At 44.8% G+C, this 16,004-nt stretch carries 15 protein-coding genes; 4 read left to right on the top strand and 11 right to left on the bottom strand.

Annotated features, from left to right (window positions below; genetic code table 11):
* Nucleotides 1–177 precede the first annotated feature (177 nt).
* The 6 genes from pyk to HUN05_14645 form a co-directional block, all read right to left on the bottom strand.
* A complete protein-coding gene (pyk, locus tag HUN05_14670; GenBank protein WDP86217.1) occupies nt 178–1,662 on the bottom strand; it encodes a pyruvate kinase in 1,485 nt (494 codons plus the stop codon).
* On the bottom strand, nt 1,607–2,854 hold the full coding sequence (gene holA / locus HUN05_14665) for a DNA polymerase III subunit delta (GenBank protein WDP86216.1): 1,248 nt from the start codon (nt 2,852–2,854) through the stop codon (nt 1,607–1,609). The genes pyk and holA overlap by 56 nt, the downstream gene beginning before the upstream one ends.
* Entirely contained in the window at nt 2,841–3,611 is a 771-nt protein-coding gene (gene lgt / locus HUN05_14660) for a prolipoprotein diacylglyceryl transferase (protein ID WDP86215.1), read from the bottom strand. Before lgt ends, holA begins: the two co-directional genes overlap by 14 nt.
* 14 nt (nt 3,612–3,625) lie before the next feature.
* On the bottom strand, nt 3,626–4,111 hold the full coding sequence (lspA, locus tag HUN05_14655) for a signal peptidase II (GenBank protein ID WDP88079.1): 486 nt from the start codon (nt 4,109–4,111) through the stop codon (nt 3,626–3,628).
* An 8-nt stretch (nt 4,112–4,119) separates the two neighbouring features.
* On the bottom strand, nt 4,120–6,915 hold the full coding sequence (gene ileS / locus HUN05_14650; protein WDP86214.1) for an isoleucine--tRNA ligase: 2,796 nt from the start codon (nt 6,913–6,915) through the stop codon (nt 4,120–4,122).
* Between the two features lie 263 nt (nt 6,916–7,178).
* Nucleotides 7,179–7,889, bottom strand: coding sequence for an IS6 family transposase (locus HUN05_14645; GenBank protein WDP86213.1), 711 nt, complete (start codon nt 7,887–7,889; stop codon nt 7,179–7,181).
* Between the two features lie 60 nt (nt 7,890–7,949).
* Between HUN05_14645 and HUN05_14640 the strand changes: the two genes are divergently transcribed.
* A complete protein-coding gene (locus HUN05_14640) occupies nt 7,950–8,135 on the top strand; it encodes a hypothetical protein (protein ID WDP86212.1) in 186 nt (61 codons plus the stop codon).
* 923 nt (nt 8,136–9,058) lie between these two features.
* Here the strand turns inward: HUN05_14640 and HUN05_14635 are convergent.
* The 5 genes from HUN05_14635 to HUN05_14615 form a co-directional block, all read right to left on the bottom strand.
* Nucleotides 9,059–10,270: an IS256 family transposase gene (locus tag HUN05_14635; GenBank protein ID WDP86211.1), complete on the bottom strand. Its 1,212-nt coding sequence runs from the start codon at nt 10,268–10,270 to the stop codon at nt 9,059–9,061.
* A 67-nt stretch (nt 10,271–10,337) separates the two neighbouring features.
* Nucleotides 10,338–10,568, bottom strand: a complete 231-nt coding sequence (locus tag HUN05_14630; protein WDP86210.1) for a hypothetical protein — start codon at nt 10,566–10,568, stop codon at nt 10,338–10,340.
* Nucleotides 10,565–11,020 carry a pyridoxamine 5'-phosphate oxidase family protein gene (locus tag HUN05_14625; GenBank protein WDP86209.1) on the bottom strand — a complete coding sequence of 152 codons (456 nt, stop codon included), beginning with the start codon at nt 11,018–11,020 and terminating at the stop codon, nt 10,565–10,567. The genes HUN05_14630 and HUN05_14625 overlap by 4 nt, the downstream gene beginning before the upstream one ends.
* A gap of 24 nt (nt 11,021–11,044) precedes the next feature.
* The gene (locus HUN05_14620; GenBank protein ID WDP86208.1) at nt 11,045–12,580 is read right to left on the bottom strand and encodes an SDR family oxidoreductase; all 1,536 of its coding nucleotides are present in this window, start codon (nt 12,578–12,580) and stop codon (nt 11,045–11,047) included.
* A gap of 144 nt (nt 12,581–12,724) precedes the next feature.
* Entirely contained in the window at nt 12,725–13,894 is a 1,170-nt protein-coding gene (locus HUN05_14615) for an IS4 family transposase (GenBank protein WDP88078.1), read from the bottom strand.
* Between the two features lie 209 nt (nt 13,895–14,103).
* Between HUN05_14615 and HUN05_14610 the strand changes: the two genes are divergently transcribed.
* The 3 genes from HUN05_14610 to HUN05_14600 all read left to right on the top strand — a co-directional run bounded on the left by HUN05_14610 (nt 14,104) and on the right by HUN05_14600 (nt 16,002).
* Nucleotides 14,104–15,054 carry a DUF523 and DUF1722 domain-containing protein gene (locus HUN05_14610; protein ID WDP86207.1) on the top strand — a complete coding sequence of 317 codons (951 nt, stop codon included), beginning with the start codon at nt 14,104–14,106 and terminating at the stop codon, nt 15,052–15,054.
* Nucleotides 15,055–15,059: 5 nt separating this feature from the next.
* On the top strand, nt 15,060–15,263 hold the full coding sequence (locus HUN05_14605) for a hypothetical protein (GenBank protein WDP86206.1): 204 nt from the start codon (nt 15,060–15,062) through the stop codon (nt 15,261–15,263).
* Between the two features lie 196 nt (nt 15,264–15,459).
* Nucleotides 15,460–16,002, top strand: coding sequence for a lipocalin family protein (locus HUN05_14600; GenBank protein ID WDP88077.1), 543 nt, complete (start codon nt 15,460–15,462; stop codon nt 16,000–16,002).
* The last annotated feature ends 2 nt before the right edge of the window (nt 16,003–16,004 follow it).

The raw sequence follows: 16,004 nt of genomic DNA, 5'->3' as shown, positions 1-16,004 counted from the left end.
ATGCGGACCTCTGCCAGGTCTTTCTTGATAAGATCAGGACTCTTGACAGGAAAAAATCCAGGATGAAACACTCTGTGCGGATGAAAAAACAAACCATTTCAGACATGAAGATCACCCTGTCCAAAATGGAAATCCAGGCCCCCTATTGACCTTGGATATTTCATCACCCTTTAAGCCTTATTTACATTTATCCTTAAAACTTGCGGCAGTGCTGATTTCTATAAATGACGCCCCATGTTCAGGTCCAAAGCTGCCGGCAAGTACGATGATCAGATGATCATCCTTGAATTGATTTTCATCCAGCAGCCGGCAGATGGCATTTTGCAAGGGCTCTGCCGTTCTTGCCGTGGTGATTTCCAAGGGGATATAGTCTGCAAACACCCCGAATGACAGGGAAAGCTGACGCATGACCCGCCGGTCATAGACCTGGGCAAAAATGGGGTTGTCCCCCCGGTAGGCCGCCAGGGCCAAAATGGTTGCCCCTGAGAGAGAATCCGCCACGATCCCCTTGGTGTGCAGGCGAAGTGCCGCTTTTACAGCTGATTTTGCAAGGTAGGCCGTGACCTTTTTCGTGGTTGAATAGGGCACATCAATAAATGAGCTTCTCTTTTCTTCTACCTCTTCGGCAATTTTGGCCATGGTCCGTACGGCAACTTCAGGGTATTTGCCATTGGCGGTCTCCCCCGAGAGCATCAGGGCATCGGCATGGTCCAGGCAGGCATTGGCCACATCGGAAACTTCCGCCCGTGTGGGTCTCGGGGATTCAATCATCGAGTGAAGCATCTGGGTGGCCACAATCACAGGACGCCGCATCTCAATGCAGGTCTGGACAATCTGTTTTTGTATCAACGGAATCTGTTCCGTGGGAATTTCCACGGCCAGATCTCCCCTGGCAATCATTACCCCATAGGCATGTTCAAGAATTTCATACAAATACTTTACCCCGTCGGAGTTTTCTATCTTGGCAATAATTTTGATGGGTGATTTTTTCTGGTCCAAAATATTTTGAACCGCAATCACATCTTCCTGGTTCCGGACAAAGGAATGGGCTATAAAATCAAGGTCCTGGTCTGCGGCAAACCGGATAAAGCCTTTGTCTTTTTCACTCAACGCCGGTAATTTCACATGGACTGTGGGAATGTTGATACTCTTTCTGGGATGAATCACCCCGTCATTTTCAACATGGCAAATCAAAAAGTCCTCATCCTTTTTCATCACGGCAAGGGCAATATACCCGTCATCAATAAGCACGGAAGAACCGACAGGCACATCTTCAACAAAATGGGTATAGGAAACGCAGATGACATCATCGGCAGATTTTTCATGGGGCGCCCCTTTGATCCGGATATAATCCCCGTGTTTGACGACCAAAGGCGCATCAGCATCACAGGTACGTATTTCAGGCCCTTTGGTATCAATGAGAATTCCGATTTTGTCAGAGACTTTCCGGGTGTTCTGGATCACCTCCAATGCATCTTCATGGCTCATATGGGCGGTATTGAGCCGAACCACATTCATCCCGGCATCGTAGAGCCTCTGGATAAACTCAGGCGAGCAGTTCAGGTTGGAAATCGTTGCCACAATTTTTGTTTTTCTAGTATTCAATTCAACCTCCTGTTGAACAAAGGATAATGATAAAATTTTCAATCCCGATTTTGGCATCCATGCCGGATGATTTCAGGCGATAATCCAGGTCGGCCAATGCCGTCAATGACCGTGTCAATTCATCCAGGGAAAAATTTTCTGATTTTAGGAAATTCTGGAACACAGGATACGGGTTTTTAGGATTGGGAGCAAGCAAAAGATCTGAGCTGATTGCCTTGCTCTTTTTTTCCGGTTTCAAATGAGACGCCAGATTTGAAGCCAGTGTCTGATCCGCCTTGGTTCGGACAGTATCATAGGCCTGAATCCTTGGCATCATCACCTGTTTAAACCCGTTAAAATGCATGGTTTTCAACGGCGGAAGGATAGAAATTTCCTTGTAAACACCTATGACAAAACATTTGATAGCCAGAAGTTTTCGCAGTTGATTCTCCAGGGTTTTTAAAATCTGCAAGGGATGAAACCCTTCTGAAAACAATGAAGATAAAAGAGCGAGGGCCTTGGGCCCGTCTTTTTCCATTAATGCATTGGTCAGGCTGAATATGGGGTCTTTTTTATCCTTGTTGACCACAGCCATTACATCCTGGGGAAAAATCCCAGGCCGGGTGCCGGTATAGGCCAGCAATTTTTCAATATTCCGGGCAAAGAGCTCAGGGTTAAATCCGGTCTGGTCCACCAACGCATTGAATCCCTGGGGGTCCATCTTTTTATTGGTCCCGCTCAAAAGCCCCCGGGCAAGGTCTTTGAGCACAGATCTTTGCTCATCCAGATCGGCCTTTCGAACCCCTGAGGCCACGGTACAGTCAATGATCATACCCTGTTTTAACAAAAGCTTATATATTTTTTTCCGCCGGTCAGGAGGACCGCAGGTGATCACCAGGGTATGATTTTCAGGAATTCCCTTTTCAATGAGTGCCCCCAGGATATCCACGTCTTTTGGCGCGTAAGCAATCTCATTGGGACGGGCTTTGGCCAAAAACAAAGGCGCATCTTTGAGCACAATCACCTTTTGGGACTGGAGAAAAGAAAAGGTGGATACCTGTTCCACAATATCTCCGACCATGATGGTCTTTCCGTCCAGGTTTTCCAGGGCAAATTCCCTGGGCAGCCCCTTGAGCAACTCATGGGTCAGCATGTCCAACGACCGCCTGACCAAAAAAGGCTCTCCGCAGATCAAAAAAACCTTGGCACAGCCATCCCCGGTGAGTGAATCCAGGCTCGAGGCCAGGGTATTATACTTAATCAGTGCCATGGGCGGATCGAATACGGACGATTATAAATACCAATGCCAGGATGGACACGCTCAGGCCGATGCCCTGGGACAAGGAGAGAAATTCAAAGAAAAAATCCCCCCGAAAATCCCCCCGGAAAAATTCCACAATTGCCCTGAACATAGAGTAAAGCATGACATAGCTTAAAAAAACCATGCCGTTGAACCGTTTTCTTTTCTGGATGGCCAGAAGAATTAAAAACAAAATAAAGTTGGACCCCACCATATACAGCTGGGTGGGATGCAGGGGCTGATTTAAAGGGGCCAGACTCTGGGCATGGGTAAAGGTGATGGCAAAGGGCAGATCACAATGCCTTCCATAGCAGCAGCCGGCAAAAAGACAGCCGAACCGTCCCAAAGAATGCCCCAGGGCAAGTCCGGGAGCCAGGATGTCAGCTGTTTTCCAAAGGTTCATCTTTTTGATTCGTAAAAAGATGATCACAGTCAGGGCCGCAGATAAAAAACCGCCAAAAAAAACAAGCCCGCCGTTCCAGATTTTAAAGATCTCTAAAAGATTATCCTGGTAGGCCCGAAAATTGATCAAAACATAGAGGAGTCTTGCCCCGACAATGGCTGAGACCAGGATGGTAAAAAAAAGATCAGATACGATCCTGTCTGAAACCCCGTAAAATTTTGCATTTCGTTTGGTAAACCAGATGGCCGCAAGAAATCCCAAGGCCATAAAAAGGCCGTAGGTATATAGCTTGAGGCTGCCGATCTCCAAAAGAATGGGATACATAATCTGTCCTTTATCTAAATTTCAGGTATTTTATTGAATAGCACATGATAGATCAGAATGGCCATGCCGATGGAAATGGCTGAATCGGCAATATTAAAGGCCGGCCAATGGGCAGTTCCCAGATAAAAATCTAAAAAATCCACGACCTTTCCAAACCGGAACCGGTCGATGAGATTCCCTATTGCCCCGCCGAAAATCATGGCCAGACCATGGGAAAGAAAAATATGGGTTTGGGCGGTTTTCCCGTACAGCCATAGAACAAACAAGGCCACTAGGGAAGAAAGAAACAAAAAGACAAATGTTCTGACAGCCGGGGACTGGGTGGCAAAAAAACCAAACGCACCGCCAGGATTGAGCACATGATTGATATTGAAAAAACCTTCAACCACGACAATATAATCGTACACGGCCAGGTATTTGGTAATGAAAAACTTAGTCACCTGGTCGGCAAGGGCCACGCCCCCGCCGACCAGGATCAATCGTTTAATTTCGTTTGATATCACAAAAATTACCCGAGAATGTTTTTTAAGGCATTGGCACAACGCGGACAGGCCGTGGGATAATCCGCATGGCTGCCAATCTGGGTATCAAACCGCCAGCATCGTTCACATTTTTCACCGACTGCCTTTGTTACACGGATGGCAAGGCCTTCGATTTCACGGCCTTCAAACACATCACCTTCCAGGGCATCCACAATCTTGGCCTGGGACACAATGAGGATATCATTGAGGGCTTCAGGCAAGTTCGCCACCTGATCGGCAAGTTCGCCTTTGGGCAGTTTGATTTCAACGGCGGCATCCAGGGGATGGCCGATGAGTTTGGCTGTTCTGGCCTCTTCCAATGCCTTGGTGACCTCGGCTCTCAATGCCCTGATATTTTCCCATTTGGCGGCAAGTTCCTGATTTTCCCATGCCTTGTCAACCACAACCATATCTTCCAGGTGGATGCTCTCCTTGGGTCCGTTCTCAAGGGACATATGGGTATAAATTTCTTCTGAGGTAAAGGGCAGAATCGGTGCCATGATCCGGACAAGGGCGTCCAGGATCAACGCCATGGCCGTCTGGGCATCTTTTCGTTCTTCCGAGTTTCCAGGTGAGGTATAAAGCCTGTCTTTGATAATATCCAGATAAAATGAGGACAGATCCACCACGCAAAAATTGTGCAGGGTGTGGTAGATCACATGGAATTCATAATCCTCATAGGCTGCCAGACACCGTTTGACCACCGTGTGAAGCCGGTGGAGGATAAACCGGTCCAGCTCGCCCATCTTGTCCACAGGCCGATAGTCCGCAGTTGTGAACTCGTTGAGGTTGCCCAGCATAAACCTGCAGGTATTTCTGATCCTGCGATAGGCATCGGAAAGCTGTTTGATAATATTGTCCGAGATGCTGACATCCCCGCGGTAATCCGCAGACGCGGCCCATAGTCTGAGAACATCTGCCCCATACTGCTTGATCACCTTTTCAGGGGCCACCACATTGCCCACGGACTTGGACATTTTATGCCCTTTTTCATCCACCACAAACCCGTGGGTGAGAACCGCCTTGTAGGGGGCATGGCCGGTTCGTCCCACACCGGTCAGCAAGGATGAATGAAACCATCCCCTGTGCTGGTCAGATCCTTCAAGGTACATGTCCGCAGGCCGGCAAAGGCCTTCTCTTTCTTCAAGAACCGCTGCATGGCTGACACCGGAGTCAAACCAGACATCCAGGATATTATGGTCTTTGGTAAATTTTTTTGAACCGCATTCACAGGTTGCACCCTCGGGCATGAGAAAGGACGCATCCTTGTCAAACCAGATATCCGAAGAGTACTGGGTGAACAGCTCATGAATTTTATCCACAGACGCTCTGGTCACATAGACCTTTTTACACTCGTTGCAATGAAAAACAGGAATGGGAACCCCCCAGGAGCGCTGGCGTGACAGACACCAGTCCGGGCGATGTTCGATCATGGCATAAATTCTCTCCCGGCCCCAGGAGGGAATCCAGTTGACATTGTTAATCTCTTCAAGGCTTTTGGCCCTGAGTTTCATTTTATCCATAGAGATAAACCACTGGGGGGTGGCCCTGTAAATCACAGGCTTTTTGCACCGCCAGCAATGGGGATAGGAATGGGAGAGATTTTCATTTTTAATCAAGGCATTTTTTTCTTCAAGAACCTTGTTAATTTCGGCATTGGCCTTAAAAATAAACTGACCCCCGAAAAGCTCCACATCCTTGGAAAAAACCCCGTTGTCCTCCACCGGAGAATAACAGTCCAGGCCATAGCGTTTTCCTGCAATATGGTCGTCCGCCCCGTGTCCGGGTGAGGTATGGACACAGCCCGTACCGGCCTCTAAGGTGACATGGTCTCCCAGGATGATCAGGGAATCCCTCTCGTAAATGGGATGGGAACATTTTTTATTTTCAAGATCCTTGGCAGCCATATCACCCAAGACCCGAAAATCGGTCATATCAAAGGCCTGCATCACGGTTTCAACCAGTTCTTTGGCCATGATCAAAACCCCGTGATCCTTTGTTTTTACGGCTGAATAGACAAAATCAGGATGAAGACAGACCCCGAGGTTGGACGGCAGGGTCCAGGGGGTGGTGGTCCAGATCACCATGGATACGGTGTTGCCGTCAAGACCGGGAATCAGATCAGAGATCTCGTCTTTTAAGGGAAACTTCACATAGATGAAAGGCGAGGTATGGTCATGGTATTCAATCTCCGCTTCTGCCAGGGCGGTCTGACAATTACAACACCAATAAATGGGTTTTTTACCCAGAAACATATCCCCTGACAGGGCAAATTCCCCGCACTCTTTGGCGATCCTGGCTTCATAGGGATAGTTCATGGTCAAATAGGGGTCATCCCACTCGCCTGCCACCCCAAACCGTTTGAACTCCTCTTTCTGGATTTCCACGAATTTTGCTGCATAGGCCCGGCATTCCTGCCTGACCTGCACCGGGGTCATCTCTTTCTTTTTTTTGCCCAGTTTCTTGTCCACATTATGTTCAATGGGCAGTCCGTGACAATCCCAGCCCGGTACATAGGGGGCATCAAAACCGCTCATCTGCCTGGATCTGATAATGATGTCCTTTAAAATTTTATTGATGGCATGGCCCATGTGAAGATGACCATTGGCATAGGGAGGGCCGTCATGGAGAATAAATTGGGGTTTGTCCTTGGACTGCTCTCTGAGTTTTTCATATATCTTTTTTTGTTCCCACGCTTTGATCATGGCAGGTTCGCGCTGGGGAAGGTTGGCCTTCATTGCAAACTTGGTTGAAGGCAGGTTCAAGGTTTTTTTATAATCCATTATTCCTCCAGTGTAGGGATAAGTTGACATTTAATACTAAACCCTACCTTTTAATGGTAATCGGTAAAAAAGTCAAGAAATATGCATGATTTGCGGATTTGAAAACCCAAACGTTCACAGGGCAGCACAGGATAATCCAAGGGATTTAAATTAAGGGGTTTTTACAGGGGAAAAACCTGGGTCTCAAATTCAACCCCATATGGTAAATTCGGTTCTGTTGCAAAAAATATTTCCAGGACAAAGAGATCGTTCAGGCGTAAAATTTACGCAGCATAAGAAAACAGATTTTCGACGAATTCTTTCTGCTTTAAAATTTCTCCCTTCCTGATATTTTTAACTTGTCCTTTTCTGATCATGTTCATAATTTCATAACCTTTTAGCGTCCGCCAGGCAGAATGAAATGTCTTGAACCCCATACCAGCTCTGACAAGCTTTTTGATAAACCGGTGGTCTTGCTCAATAATATTGTTCAGATATTTATTCTGTCTTAGGATACAGTCCTTATTCAGAAGCTTTTTTTCTTTCAAAGCCTTTACTGCCGGAGGATATGCAGGATTTCCGTCAACACTCAGAACCCGAGGTCTGGAGCTATTGGAAGCTCGCAGCATCTTTTTAAAAAATCGTTTGGCAGATTCCATATTACGTCTGCTGCGAAGAAGAAAATCGATGGTATTTCCACGGGAATCGACCGCTCGGTAAAGATACTTCATTTTCCCCCGCACCTTGATATATGTTTCATCAATACGGTAAGAATCATTTGATTGCCGCAGATACTTCCTGCTTCGCTTTTCCATTTCAGGAGCATAGCGCTGAACCCATCGGTAAATGGTACTGTGATCCACAGACAAGCCCCGTTCTTGCATCATCTCTTCCAGATTCCTGTAACTCAGTTGATATCTCAGATACCAGCGAACATTCAACAGGATGATTTCTTTTTCATAATGACGCCACTTGAAAGGGTTTTCATTTTTCATACTATCTCTCTGCAAATAAATTAGTGCCAAAACGGACTTGTATCAGACATTAATAATTTTTTGCAACAGAACCCTATTGAAAGTTCGATTCGGAGAGTCGTGAATTTACGTCTTAAAGGTCCATGCATCTTTTGGTATCGGGAGAATGCAGAAAAAATGATTATGCTGCGATCATTTTATAAAGCAGGGCGTTGGAACTGCCTGAAGCAGATGGCAAACATGCACAATCCAGTGCCAGCGGTATAACCGGGAAAATGGGAATGCGCCCTTTTGAGATGCCCTTGAGAAAACGATACTCACGCCTCCTGAGGGCTCCGGTAGCACCAGTGTTGTGCCATATCCGGAGTTCGGATTAATTATCCTTGTCGGGTCTCTCAAATTCGTAGACTTTCCAGAGTACCCAGCTTATTGTAAACAAGAATTCGAACTCAATCGGTTCAGGCAAATACAAGTACTTTGGCAGGGGATACTTAATTTGTGTGTAACCCTGCTTTTGCAGGGAAGGGAGTTATGAAAAAAGAGATCCGAGCTATTCGGTGAAAATGTCCATCAATAATTTAACCCTGGCATCTTTGGCAACCTTTGATATTTCTGAAAACGGGGTGTTGAAAAAGGTGTCAAAAATTGACGGGTATTCGTTTATTTGGGCTGACCAAATTTTGCAGAAATCATCAAAAGAAATCCCTGTTTCCATGCAATGATCCAGAATGGCTTGCTTAACCGTTTGATGGTTGTAATCCATAAAAAATAAATATGACTACCAAAATAAGATGTCAACAAAATAATATATAATCCTGGTTTCTTAAATTCGTGAAGATGAAATTTAACAGGGCATAATCTTGATTTTTGACCCACATGCATAGAAGATGGCCGCATACCATACGTTGGGGTTGGGGATCAGGAGAAAAAACGACAGCTAATACCATTATTGTGCGTTTTTTTACGGTAATGATTAACACAACTCATGTGGCAATAAGATCTTGGATTTTAAATTATTTGGGAATGTTCAGAATTCTGTGTCACGGTTTCGGTTCCTGGATCTGCCTCAGCGCCAGCGGAAGTAAAAGTCAGGTCCGAGAATGGGCCTTCAATCAGCCACGTCGGAGGAGTTGACTTTTGCTGGAGTGGAGTTCCTGGAACCATCTTTTCCATCTGTAAATAAATCCCTATCAAATTCCCAGCTCTTTATCCAGCCGGCCTTCAAAGAAAATTGCCAACTGGGAAATTGTCAGTGACCAATTTTGAATCGGCATTGTCCATTTTTTACTGGCGTTCTGGATCCCCATGTAAAGCAGCTTTAACAGGCTGTCCTGGTTCGGGAATGATCCCTTTGTTTTGGTCAGTTTTCGAAACTGTCGATGCACAGCCTCAATGGTATTTGTGGTGTATATTATCCGTCGAATCTCTTCTGGATATTTAAAGAAATGACTGAGGCGTTCCCAGTTGTTCCGCCAGGATTTTATCACAATCGGGTATTTGTCATTCCATTTATTTTCCAAGATATCCAGTTCTTCTTCGGCCAGATCCTTATTGACCGCTTTATAAACACGTTTTAGATCTGTCATAAATTCCTTTTTATTTTTGGAACCAACGTATTTCAATGAATTTCGGATCTGGTGGACTACGCAGAGTTGAACTTCTGTGTCCGGGAATATGGTCTCAATGGCCTCGGGAAAACCTTTTAGACCATCAACACAGGCAATCAGGATATCTTTTACCCCTCGGTTTGAAAGGTCTGTTAACACCTGCAGCCAGAAGTTCGCACCCTCATTCTCGGATATGTACAGCCCAAGAACCTCTTTGCGGCCCTCGATATTCACCCCAAGAATTGTGTAAACGGCTTTGCTGCCGACCTTTCCGTTTTCTCGTACTTTATAATGTATGGCATCAAGCCATACGATTGGGTACACATTTTCCAACGGCCTGGCCTGCCATTCTTTGACGGTATGGATGATTTTATCGGTAATGGTGCTCAGAGTGGCATTTGAAATCTCAAGTCCATAGATTTCCTGTAAATGGGAAGCCATATCATTATAACTCATGCCCAGGCCGTAAAGGGCTATTATCTTTCTTTCAATTTCATCGCTGAGCGTTGTCTGATGTTTTTTGACGATCTGTGGAGAGAAGGTTCCGGCCCTGTCACGCGGGGGTTTTAGCTCAAATTTACCATCCAGGGATTTAATGGTCTTTTTGCTTTTTCCATTACGGCGGTTGGCAGAAACTTCCTGCCCGAGATGGGACTCCAACTCTCCTTCAAGAGCAGCTTCAGCAAGATTTTTGATTAATGATGTAAGGACGCCGCCCTTACCTGTGAAGGGTTTACCTTCCTGGATGCCTTTAAGGGCTTTTTGAAAATCAAATTCGGTGTTTTCTTCGGTCATGTCAGTTCTCCTTATTTAGCTGAGTATATCAGCTTTCATTCAACTGACACAGAATTTTGAACGCCCTTCATATTTCTTCCCAACGCATCTGCTCAAGTGGTTTTTTGTTTATTTCAAGAAAAATTCTGTCTTTGAGATAGGACTGGACAAGATAATCATCATAAACCGTGCAGGGGATGCACAAGGTTTTGGGCACCCGAATACCATGGTTATGGATCTTTGCTAAACAATAGGCCTTGCCCCCAACCTGGTCTCGACCGGCAGTCAAGAATTCATCTGTCTTGAGAAGCGGTTTCATGGGTTGACCTTGACTTCAACGACATTTTGAAATCGGTTGACCATAAAGTACCGCTCCATGGAGATACGGATGAAAGCGGTGGTCGGTGCCTTGGCGAATTCTTTTAAATGGGGATGCTTTGTCAAATATAGATCAAGTGCTTTTTGTTCAATTGATTTATCAATAACCGCCGAAACACCTGTGCCGGTAACAGAGACGGCATTGTAAATATCCTCGGCCCTATTTTGGCTGTCATTGACAAGAATAGAGACCTTTGGATTTGTTGTCAGATGTTCATATTTACGGGTTGTATTGGGGGTTAGAAAATAAAAACAGCCAAGGTCTGAGTTTGCCGCAAATGCAACCAGGCTGGAATATGGCTGGTCGTTTTTCAGGGTGGAAAGAACAGCCAGGCTCTGGGATTCAAACAGCTGCACAATCGCTTTTAATATCTGTTCTCTGTCGTCTCTCATAGCATCGCCCTATACCTTTTAACATTATTCATCTGGTAACCGACATGTCGTTGTCAAACTGGGATCGTACTTGTGCGGTTTTTTTACAAATTTTAAATAAGAGGCCTTTACCAAACCTTTTAACATCTGCGTGAATACATATTGGTGGAATGGATACAGGAGATACCAATATAAAAGCCCGGGTATACCTTTAGGAAGAAACCGTGCCAGTAAACTGACCGTGCAGACCTCATTGTTTATTGCCTGCATTTTTATTTCTAACAACGCTTCCCCTGGTGTTTTCATTTCAGCCAGCAAAACTAGTTTTGATTGGGATTTCATCTCAAGGACCCGCCAGAAATCAAGGGCATCGCCCACCCTGATCTCTTTTTTAGAGCGCCTGCCCCGGGATAGGCCAACCCCCCCGGTAAATATATCTATGATACCGCGAATCTTCCATAATATATCTGCACCGTAATACCCTGTTCGGCCGCCGATCTTTTCAATGGATCTCCACAGGTCAGCGGGGGTTCCCTTTACGGTTGCCTGGTATCCGCAGGAAAGAATGGTGCCCCCTGAATATGATGAATCACCATAATGGGACCATTCAGGATATTTGATGTCTCCGGCATCTGCCCAGCAGGTGTCGACCTGTTCTTGACGAACCCGGTCAAGGGCCCTTCTAATTGCCTCAGCGCATGGAATCAGATCCTGGGGAATGATCCGGGTGATACGGTCTTCCGTACAGGTTGTCGGAAGGCTCAACCCCTCTGCCAGGGGCTGTGCAATGGCAGCAGGAACCGGTGTCACAAGGTGAATCCAAAGTGATGATAACTTCGGCGTTAACACAGGGACAGGAATCATAACGGGTGCCGGTAAGTTTGCCTCTTTGGCAAAGATACGGAATAAATCCCGGTATGCCACAACCTCAGGCCCTCCGATATCGAATGTTTCTCCTCGTGTTTCAGGGGATTTTAAACAGCCTTTTAAATATCCCAAAACATTGGTTATGGAGATCGGCTGGGTTGGCATACTCACCCATTTAGGGGTTATCATTACAGGTAAGCGTTCGGCAAGATATCTTAATATTTCAAAGCTGGCACTGCCTGATCCCAGGATCATGGCCGCTCGCAGTATCGTTGTCGGGACAGGGCCTTTCATGAGAATGTTACCAACCTCATTTCTGGAAAGAAGATGCTTGCTGATATTTTTATGGTTGATGTCTCCAAGGCCGCCTAAATATATAATATGGTCTATTTCTTCCGCTGTGGCGGCTTGAACCATGTTTTTCGCACCCATTTTATCGGCATCCCGGTATTTGCCTTTTTGGGAAATCATGGAGTGGACAAGATAATAAACAGTCCCACAGCCTTTTGCCGCATTTTTCAGCGATTCTAAATCTTGAATATCGCCTTTGACCAGTTCGATATTCTGATCCTGCCCCCATGGCCGGTCCGCCATCTTGGGGATGGAACGCCCCATGGCTTTCACCTTATATCCGTCCGCCAATAATAATGGGATAAGTCGGCCGGAAACATAACCGGTTGCGCCTGTTACCAAAATGGGTTTTATTTTGTTCATTCAGGCTCCCTGAAATCATTTGCTGTCAGAATCAAAGAATGGAAAAGTTGTTGTAAATTTATTATACTGATAAAAAGACTGATTAATCAAGAAAATGAGTGTCAATTATTTCAAAACCTTATATAGTTATTCAGTGATGTCCGGTTAGGTTTTTGCTTGCTCAATAATTTTTTGATCTTTGACAATATTGTCCCTGTTTGAACTATGAGAGCCCTGCTCCTCGCAGCCAAACAGGTCATTTAGAATGGCGGTTCGCAGCTGCCGAACTCTTTTGATCGTGACCTTTTCATTAAACTGTTTTTGGCAATGGATTGCCAGTAACAGGTAAGTGATAAGGCCGCCAAGAATCTGAACCATAAGGCCGTATTCACTGCGGGCAATGAGATGATATACCTTCAGATGTTCTTTCCACCATTTGAAAAAATCCTCAATGGTCCACCGGAGTTTATAAATTGTTGCTATTTGTTCCGCTGTTAAATCATGCCTGTCAGTTGCCACATAGTATTTGACGCCAGCAATTTTATAGCCAACAACCCGAACAGGCCTTTTCGTCTGGTTTTGATTCGGAGTACCAAGTTTAACCAGTGCATCATAAAAAATGTAGCTGTCGGAAGGGGTCTCGTGGTTATCAATAATTGTTCTTGTTGTCCTGGTTTTTATACGGCAGACAAAATGTTTGCCTTGCTCCTGAAGCAGGTCAAATTCTTTATGGGATTGATATCCACGATCCATAACACCTGTTTGCCCCTTGGAAAGTATTTTGGGAACAAAAGTGCGTTCAGCGCCGTTGCCTTCAGTCAAAAAGATTTTGTTTGGGATTCCGTGATTAATGTCAAATCCGCAATGTACTTTGGCTTTTTTACTTCCTTTTCTGTAGTTCGCCCAGTGCATTGAAAGGACTGCATTTATGAGACTACCGTCAATGGAAACCAACTCTCCTAACTCGGCGTGTTCACCCGGATGACACTCAAGAGCCTGTTTATAAAGATCCTCAAAGATAAATTGCAGTTGTTCGAGTCCCCTGTGATTGATGGCTTCACAGAAACTACTACGGCTGATACCACCGTCTGGCGCAATATTTTCTTTAGCAAAAACATTCTCCTTGAGATCCTGAATTAAATGTCGGGCAGACTTGTGCTCCTGAAGATGGAAATAAACCAAAGCATTTATCTGGTCTTCGAATGTCATTTTTAAAGGGCGGTCTCCTCGAGATTGTAATTCCGGTGCTTTTGAAAGTGACTTTATCAGAGGGCACCTGAAATTGTCAAAGTTCAGGGACCGTAGTTGTTTTTTAGGGACTGAGATGTGCGTCATTTGAGCTCCTTGAGTTAAGTTTTCAAGGCGCACAAAAATTTTTACGCACATTTGTCAACACAAAACAGACTGTTTTTCAATGATTTTAGATGCTTTTTATATGCAACAACCTAACCGGACACTACTGATAGTTATTCGATCGTTACCGAATTCTCTTTTCGCTCTTGGTAATTTTAGGCCGTTTTATTTTAAATTAATGGAGAATCTTAATGCTTACACCCATCAAAATAGGCATCAGCTCCTGTCTTTTAGGAAATAAAGTCCGGTATGACGGTGGACACAGTCATGATAGATTTTTGACTCAGACCCTTGGACTGTTTGCAGAGTATGTACCTGTCTGCCCGGAAGTTGAATGCGGCATGCCAACGCCCCGTGAAGCGGTCAGGCTGGTAGGTCCCACCGAAAATCCAAGATTAGTGACACAGAAAACCTGTGTGGACAAAACAGTTCAGATGGAAACCTGGATTAAGGAGCGTTTGAAAGAACTGACCAAGGATGACCTTTGCGGTTTTATATTCAGAAGCAAATCTCCCAGCAGCGGCTTATACCGGATACGCGTTTACGGCGATGACGATAAGGTGCGAAAAAACGGCACCGGCCTTTTTGCAAAGGCGTTTACACAAGCTTTTCCAAGAATACCTGTTGAGGAGGCAGGGCGCCTTCATGACCCTAAGCTGCGTGAAAATTTCATTGAAAGCCTCTTTTCACTGCAACGCTGGAGAACGCTTATCAATGACAATAAATCATTGGGAGGACTTGTAGAATTTCACACACAAAATAAGCTTCTCATTTTATCCCATAATCAGGACATATACAGAAAAATGGGTAAGATTGTCGCTCAAGGTAAAGATTATGGTTTGGACGAGTTGTTTGACAGGTATGAACAACTGTTACTCAGAGCCCTAAAGCTTAAATCCACCTTAAAGAAAAATATCAATGTACTTCATCACATGATGGGATATTTTAAAAAGAATTTGGGTGGTGATGAGAAGCAGGAGCTATTGTCAGTCATTGATCAGTATCGATCTGGATATGTCCCTTTGATTGTTCCGATGACATTGATCAAACATTATGTCATGAAATACGACCAGCCGTGGTTGAAAGTCCAGACATATTTAAACCCCCATCCTTTTGAATTAAAACTTAGAAATTATTTTTGAGTTGCTTGTGCGATACCATCGATGACCATTTTGCAGATGGCAAACGTCCTGAGACCTTGGATAAAACAGTCTATGCTGTACTTTGTTTTATGGCTGAGCGTGAGGCCACAGCCCCATTGTTACATTTTATTAGATATCTGTCGCCGGCTTTTTTGAAGAATTTATTGCAGTTGTCCGGCATTTATTACGGGCAGATGCAGCAGGTTTGAGATTGGCGGATTCACTTAGAGTCCTAAAAATCGTTTGCCATATGTTTTTTGTCCCGGACGGTACAAAGACGAATGGGCGGTTCTTCTGGCGGCACTCGATCGTATCAAAACGCTTGTCGCTTCAATTTTAAAAAAAAGGATATTGCCATTGATGCTTTTACGGACTGAAAACAGATTCGGCCCAAAAGGCAGGAATATAAAAAAGGGATCCATCTTATTTTTTATACTTTTAATCGGGTGCACTGGAATACCTGAAAATGTGAGCCCTGTTAATAATTTTACCTTAGAAAAATATTTGGGCAAGTGGTATGAAATTGCAAGATTTGACCATTCATTTGAACGCGGATTGTCCCATGTGAGCGCAGAGTATTCATTGCGCAATGACGGTGGCGTCAAAGTCATAAATCGTGGATATTCCGCGGAGAAAGGCTTGTGGAAAGAAACTCAAGGAAAGGCTTATTTTGTAGAAGCCTCCAATTTAGGTTATTTGAAAGTTTCTTTTTTGGGCCCTTATTATGGGTCTTATATCATTTTTGGCCTTGACCAGGAAAACTACCAATATTCGCTTGTTTGCGGGCCTGATAAATCCTATCTATGGATTCTTGGAAGACACCCAATTATGAAAGAAGAAACAACGTCTGTTCTATTGGGAAAAGCAGCAGACGCTGGTTTCGACATAAACCAGTTCATATTTGTCAATCCGGAATGTGTCAATGACAATGAGACACTTTATGCCTAAAA

It is taken from the genome of Desulfobacter sp., from assembly GCA_028768545.1.
GTDB lineage: Bacteria > Desulfobacterota > Desulfobacteria > Desulfobacterales > Desulfobacteraceae > Desulfobacter.
This window is presented reverse-complemented; position numbering and strand designations above follow the sequence as displayed.

Bases quoted from the DNA above. Each gene is read 5' to 3' on its own strand.
- HUN05_14645 (WDP86213.1), bottom strand. From the start codon at position 7,889: ATGAAAAATGAAAACCCTTTCAAGTGGCGTCATTATGAAAAAGAAATC.
- lgt (WDP86215.1), bottom strand. From the start codon at position 3,611: ATGTATCCCATTCTTTTGGAGATCGGCAGCCTCAAGCTATATACCTAC.
- HUN05_14630 (WDP86210.1), bottom strand. From the start codon at position 10,568: ATGAAACCGCTTCTCAAGACAGATGAATTCTTGACTGCCGGTCGAGAC.
- holA (WDP86216.1), bottom strand. From the start codon at position 2,854: ATGGCACTGATTAAGTATAATACCCTGGCCTCGAGCCTGGATTCACTC.
- HUN05_14620 (WDP86208.1), bottom strand. From the start codon at position 12,580: ATGAACAAAATAAAACCCATTTTGGTAACAGGCGCAACCGGTTATGTT.
- HUN05_14610 (WDP86207.1), top strand. From the start codon at position 14,104: ATGCTTACACCCATCAAAATAGGCATCAGCTCCTGTCTTTTAGGAAAT.
- ileS (WDP86214.1), bottom strand. From the start codon at position 6,915: ATGGATTATAAAAAAACCTTGAACCTGCCTTCAACCAAGTTTGCAATG.
- HUN05_14625 (WDP86209.1), bottom strand. From the start codon at position 11,020: ATGAGAGACGACAGAGAACAGATATTAAAAGCGATTGTGCAGCTGTTT.
- pyk (WDP86217.1), bottom strand. From the start codon at position 1,662: ATGCCAAAATCGGGATTGAAAATTTTATCATTATCCTTTGTTCAACAG.
- HUN05_14615 (WDP88078.1), bottom strand. From the start codon at position 13,894: ATGACGCACATCTCAGTCCCTAAAAAACAACTACGGTCCCTGAACTTT.
- HUN05_14635 (WDP86211.1), bottom strand. From the start codon at position 10,270: ATGACCGAAGAAAACACCGAATTTGATTTTCAAAAAGCCCTTAAAGGC.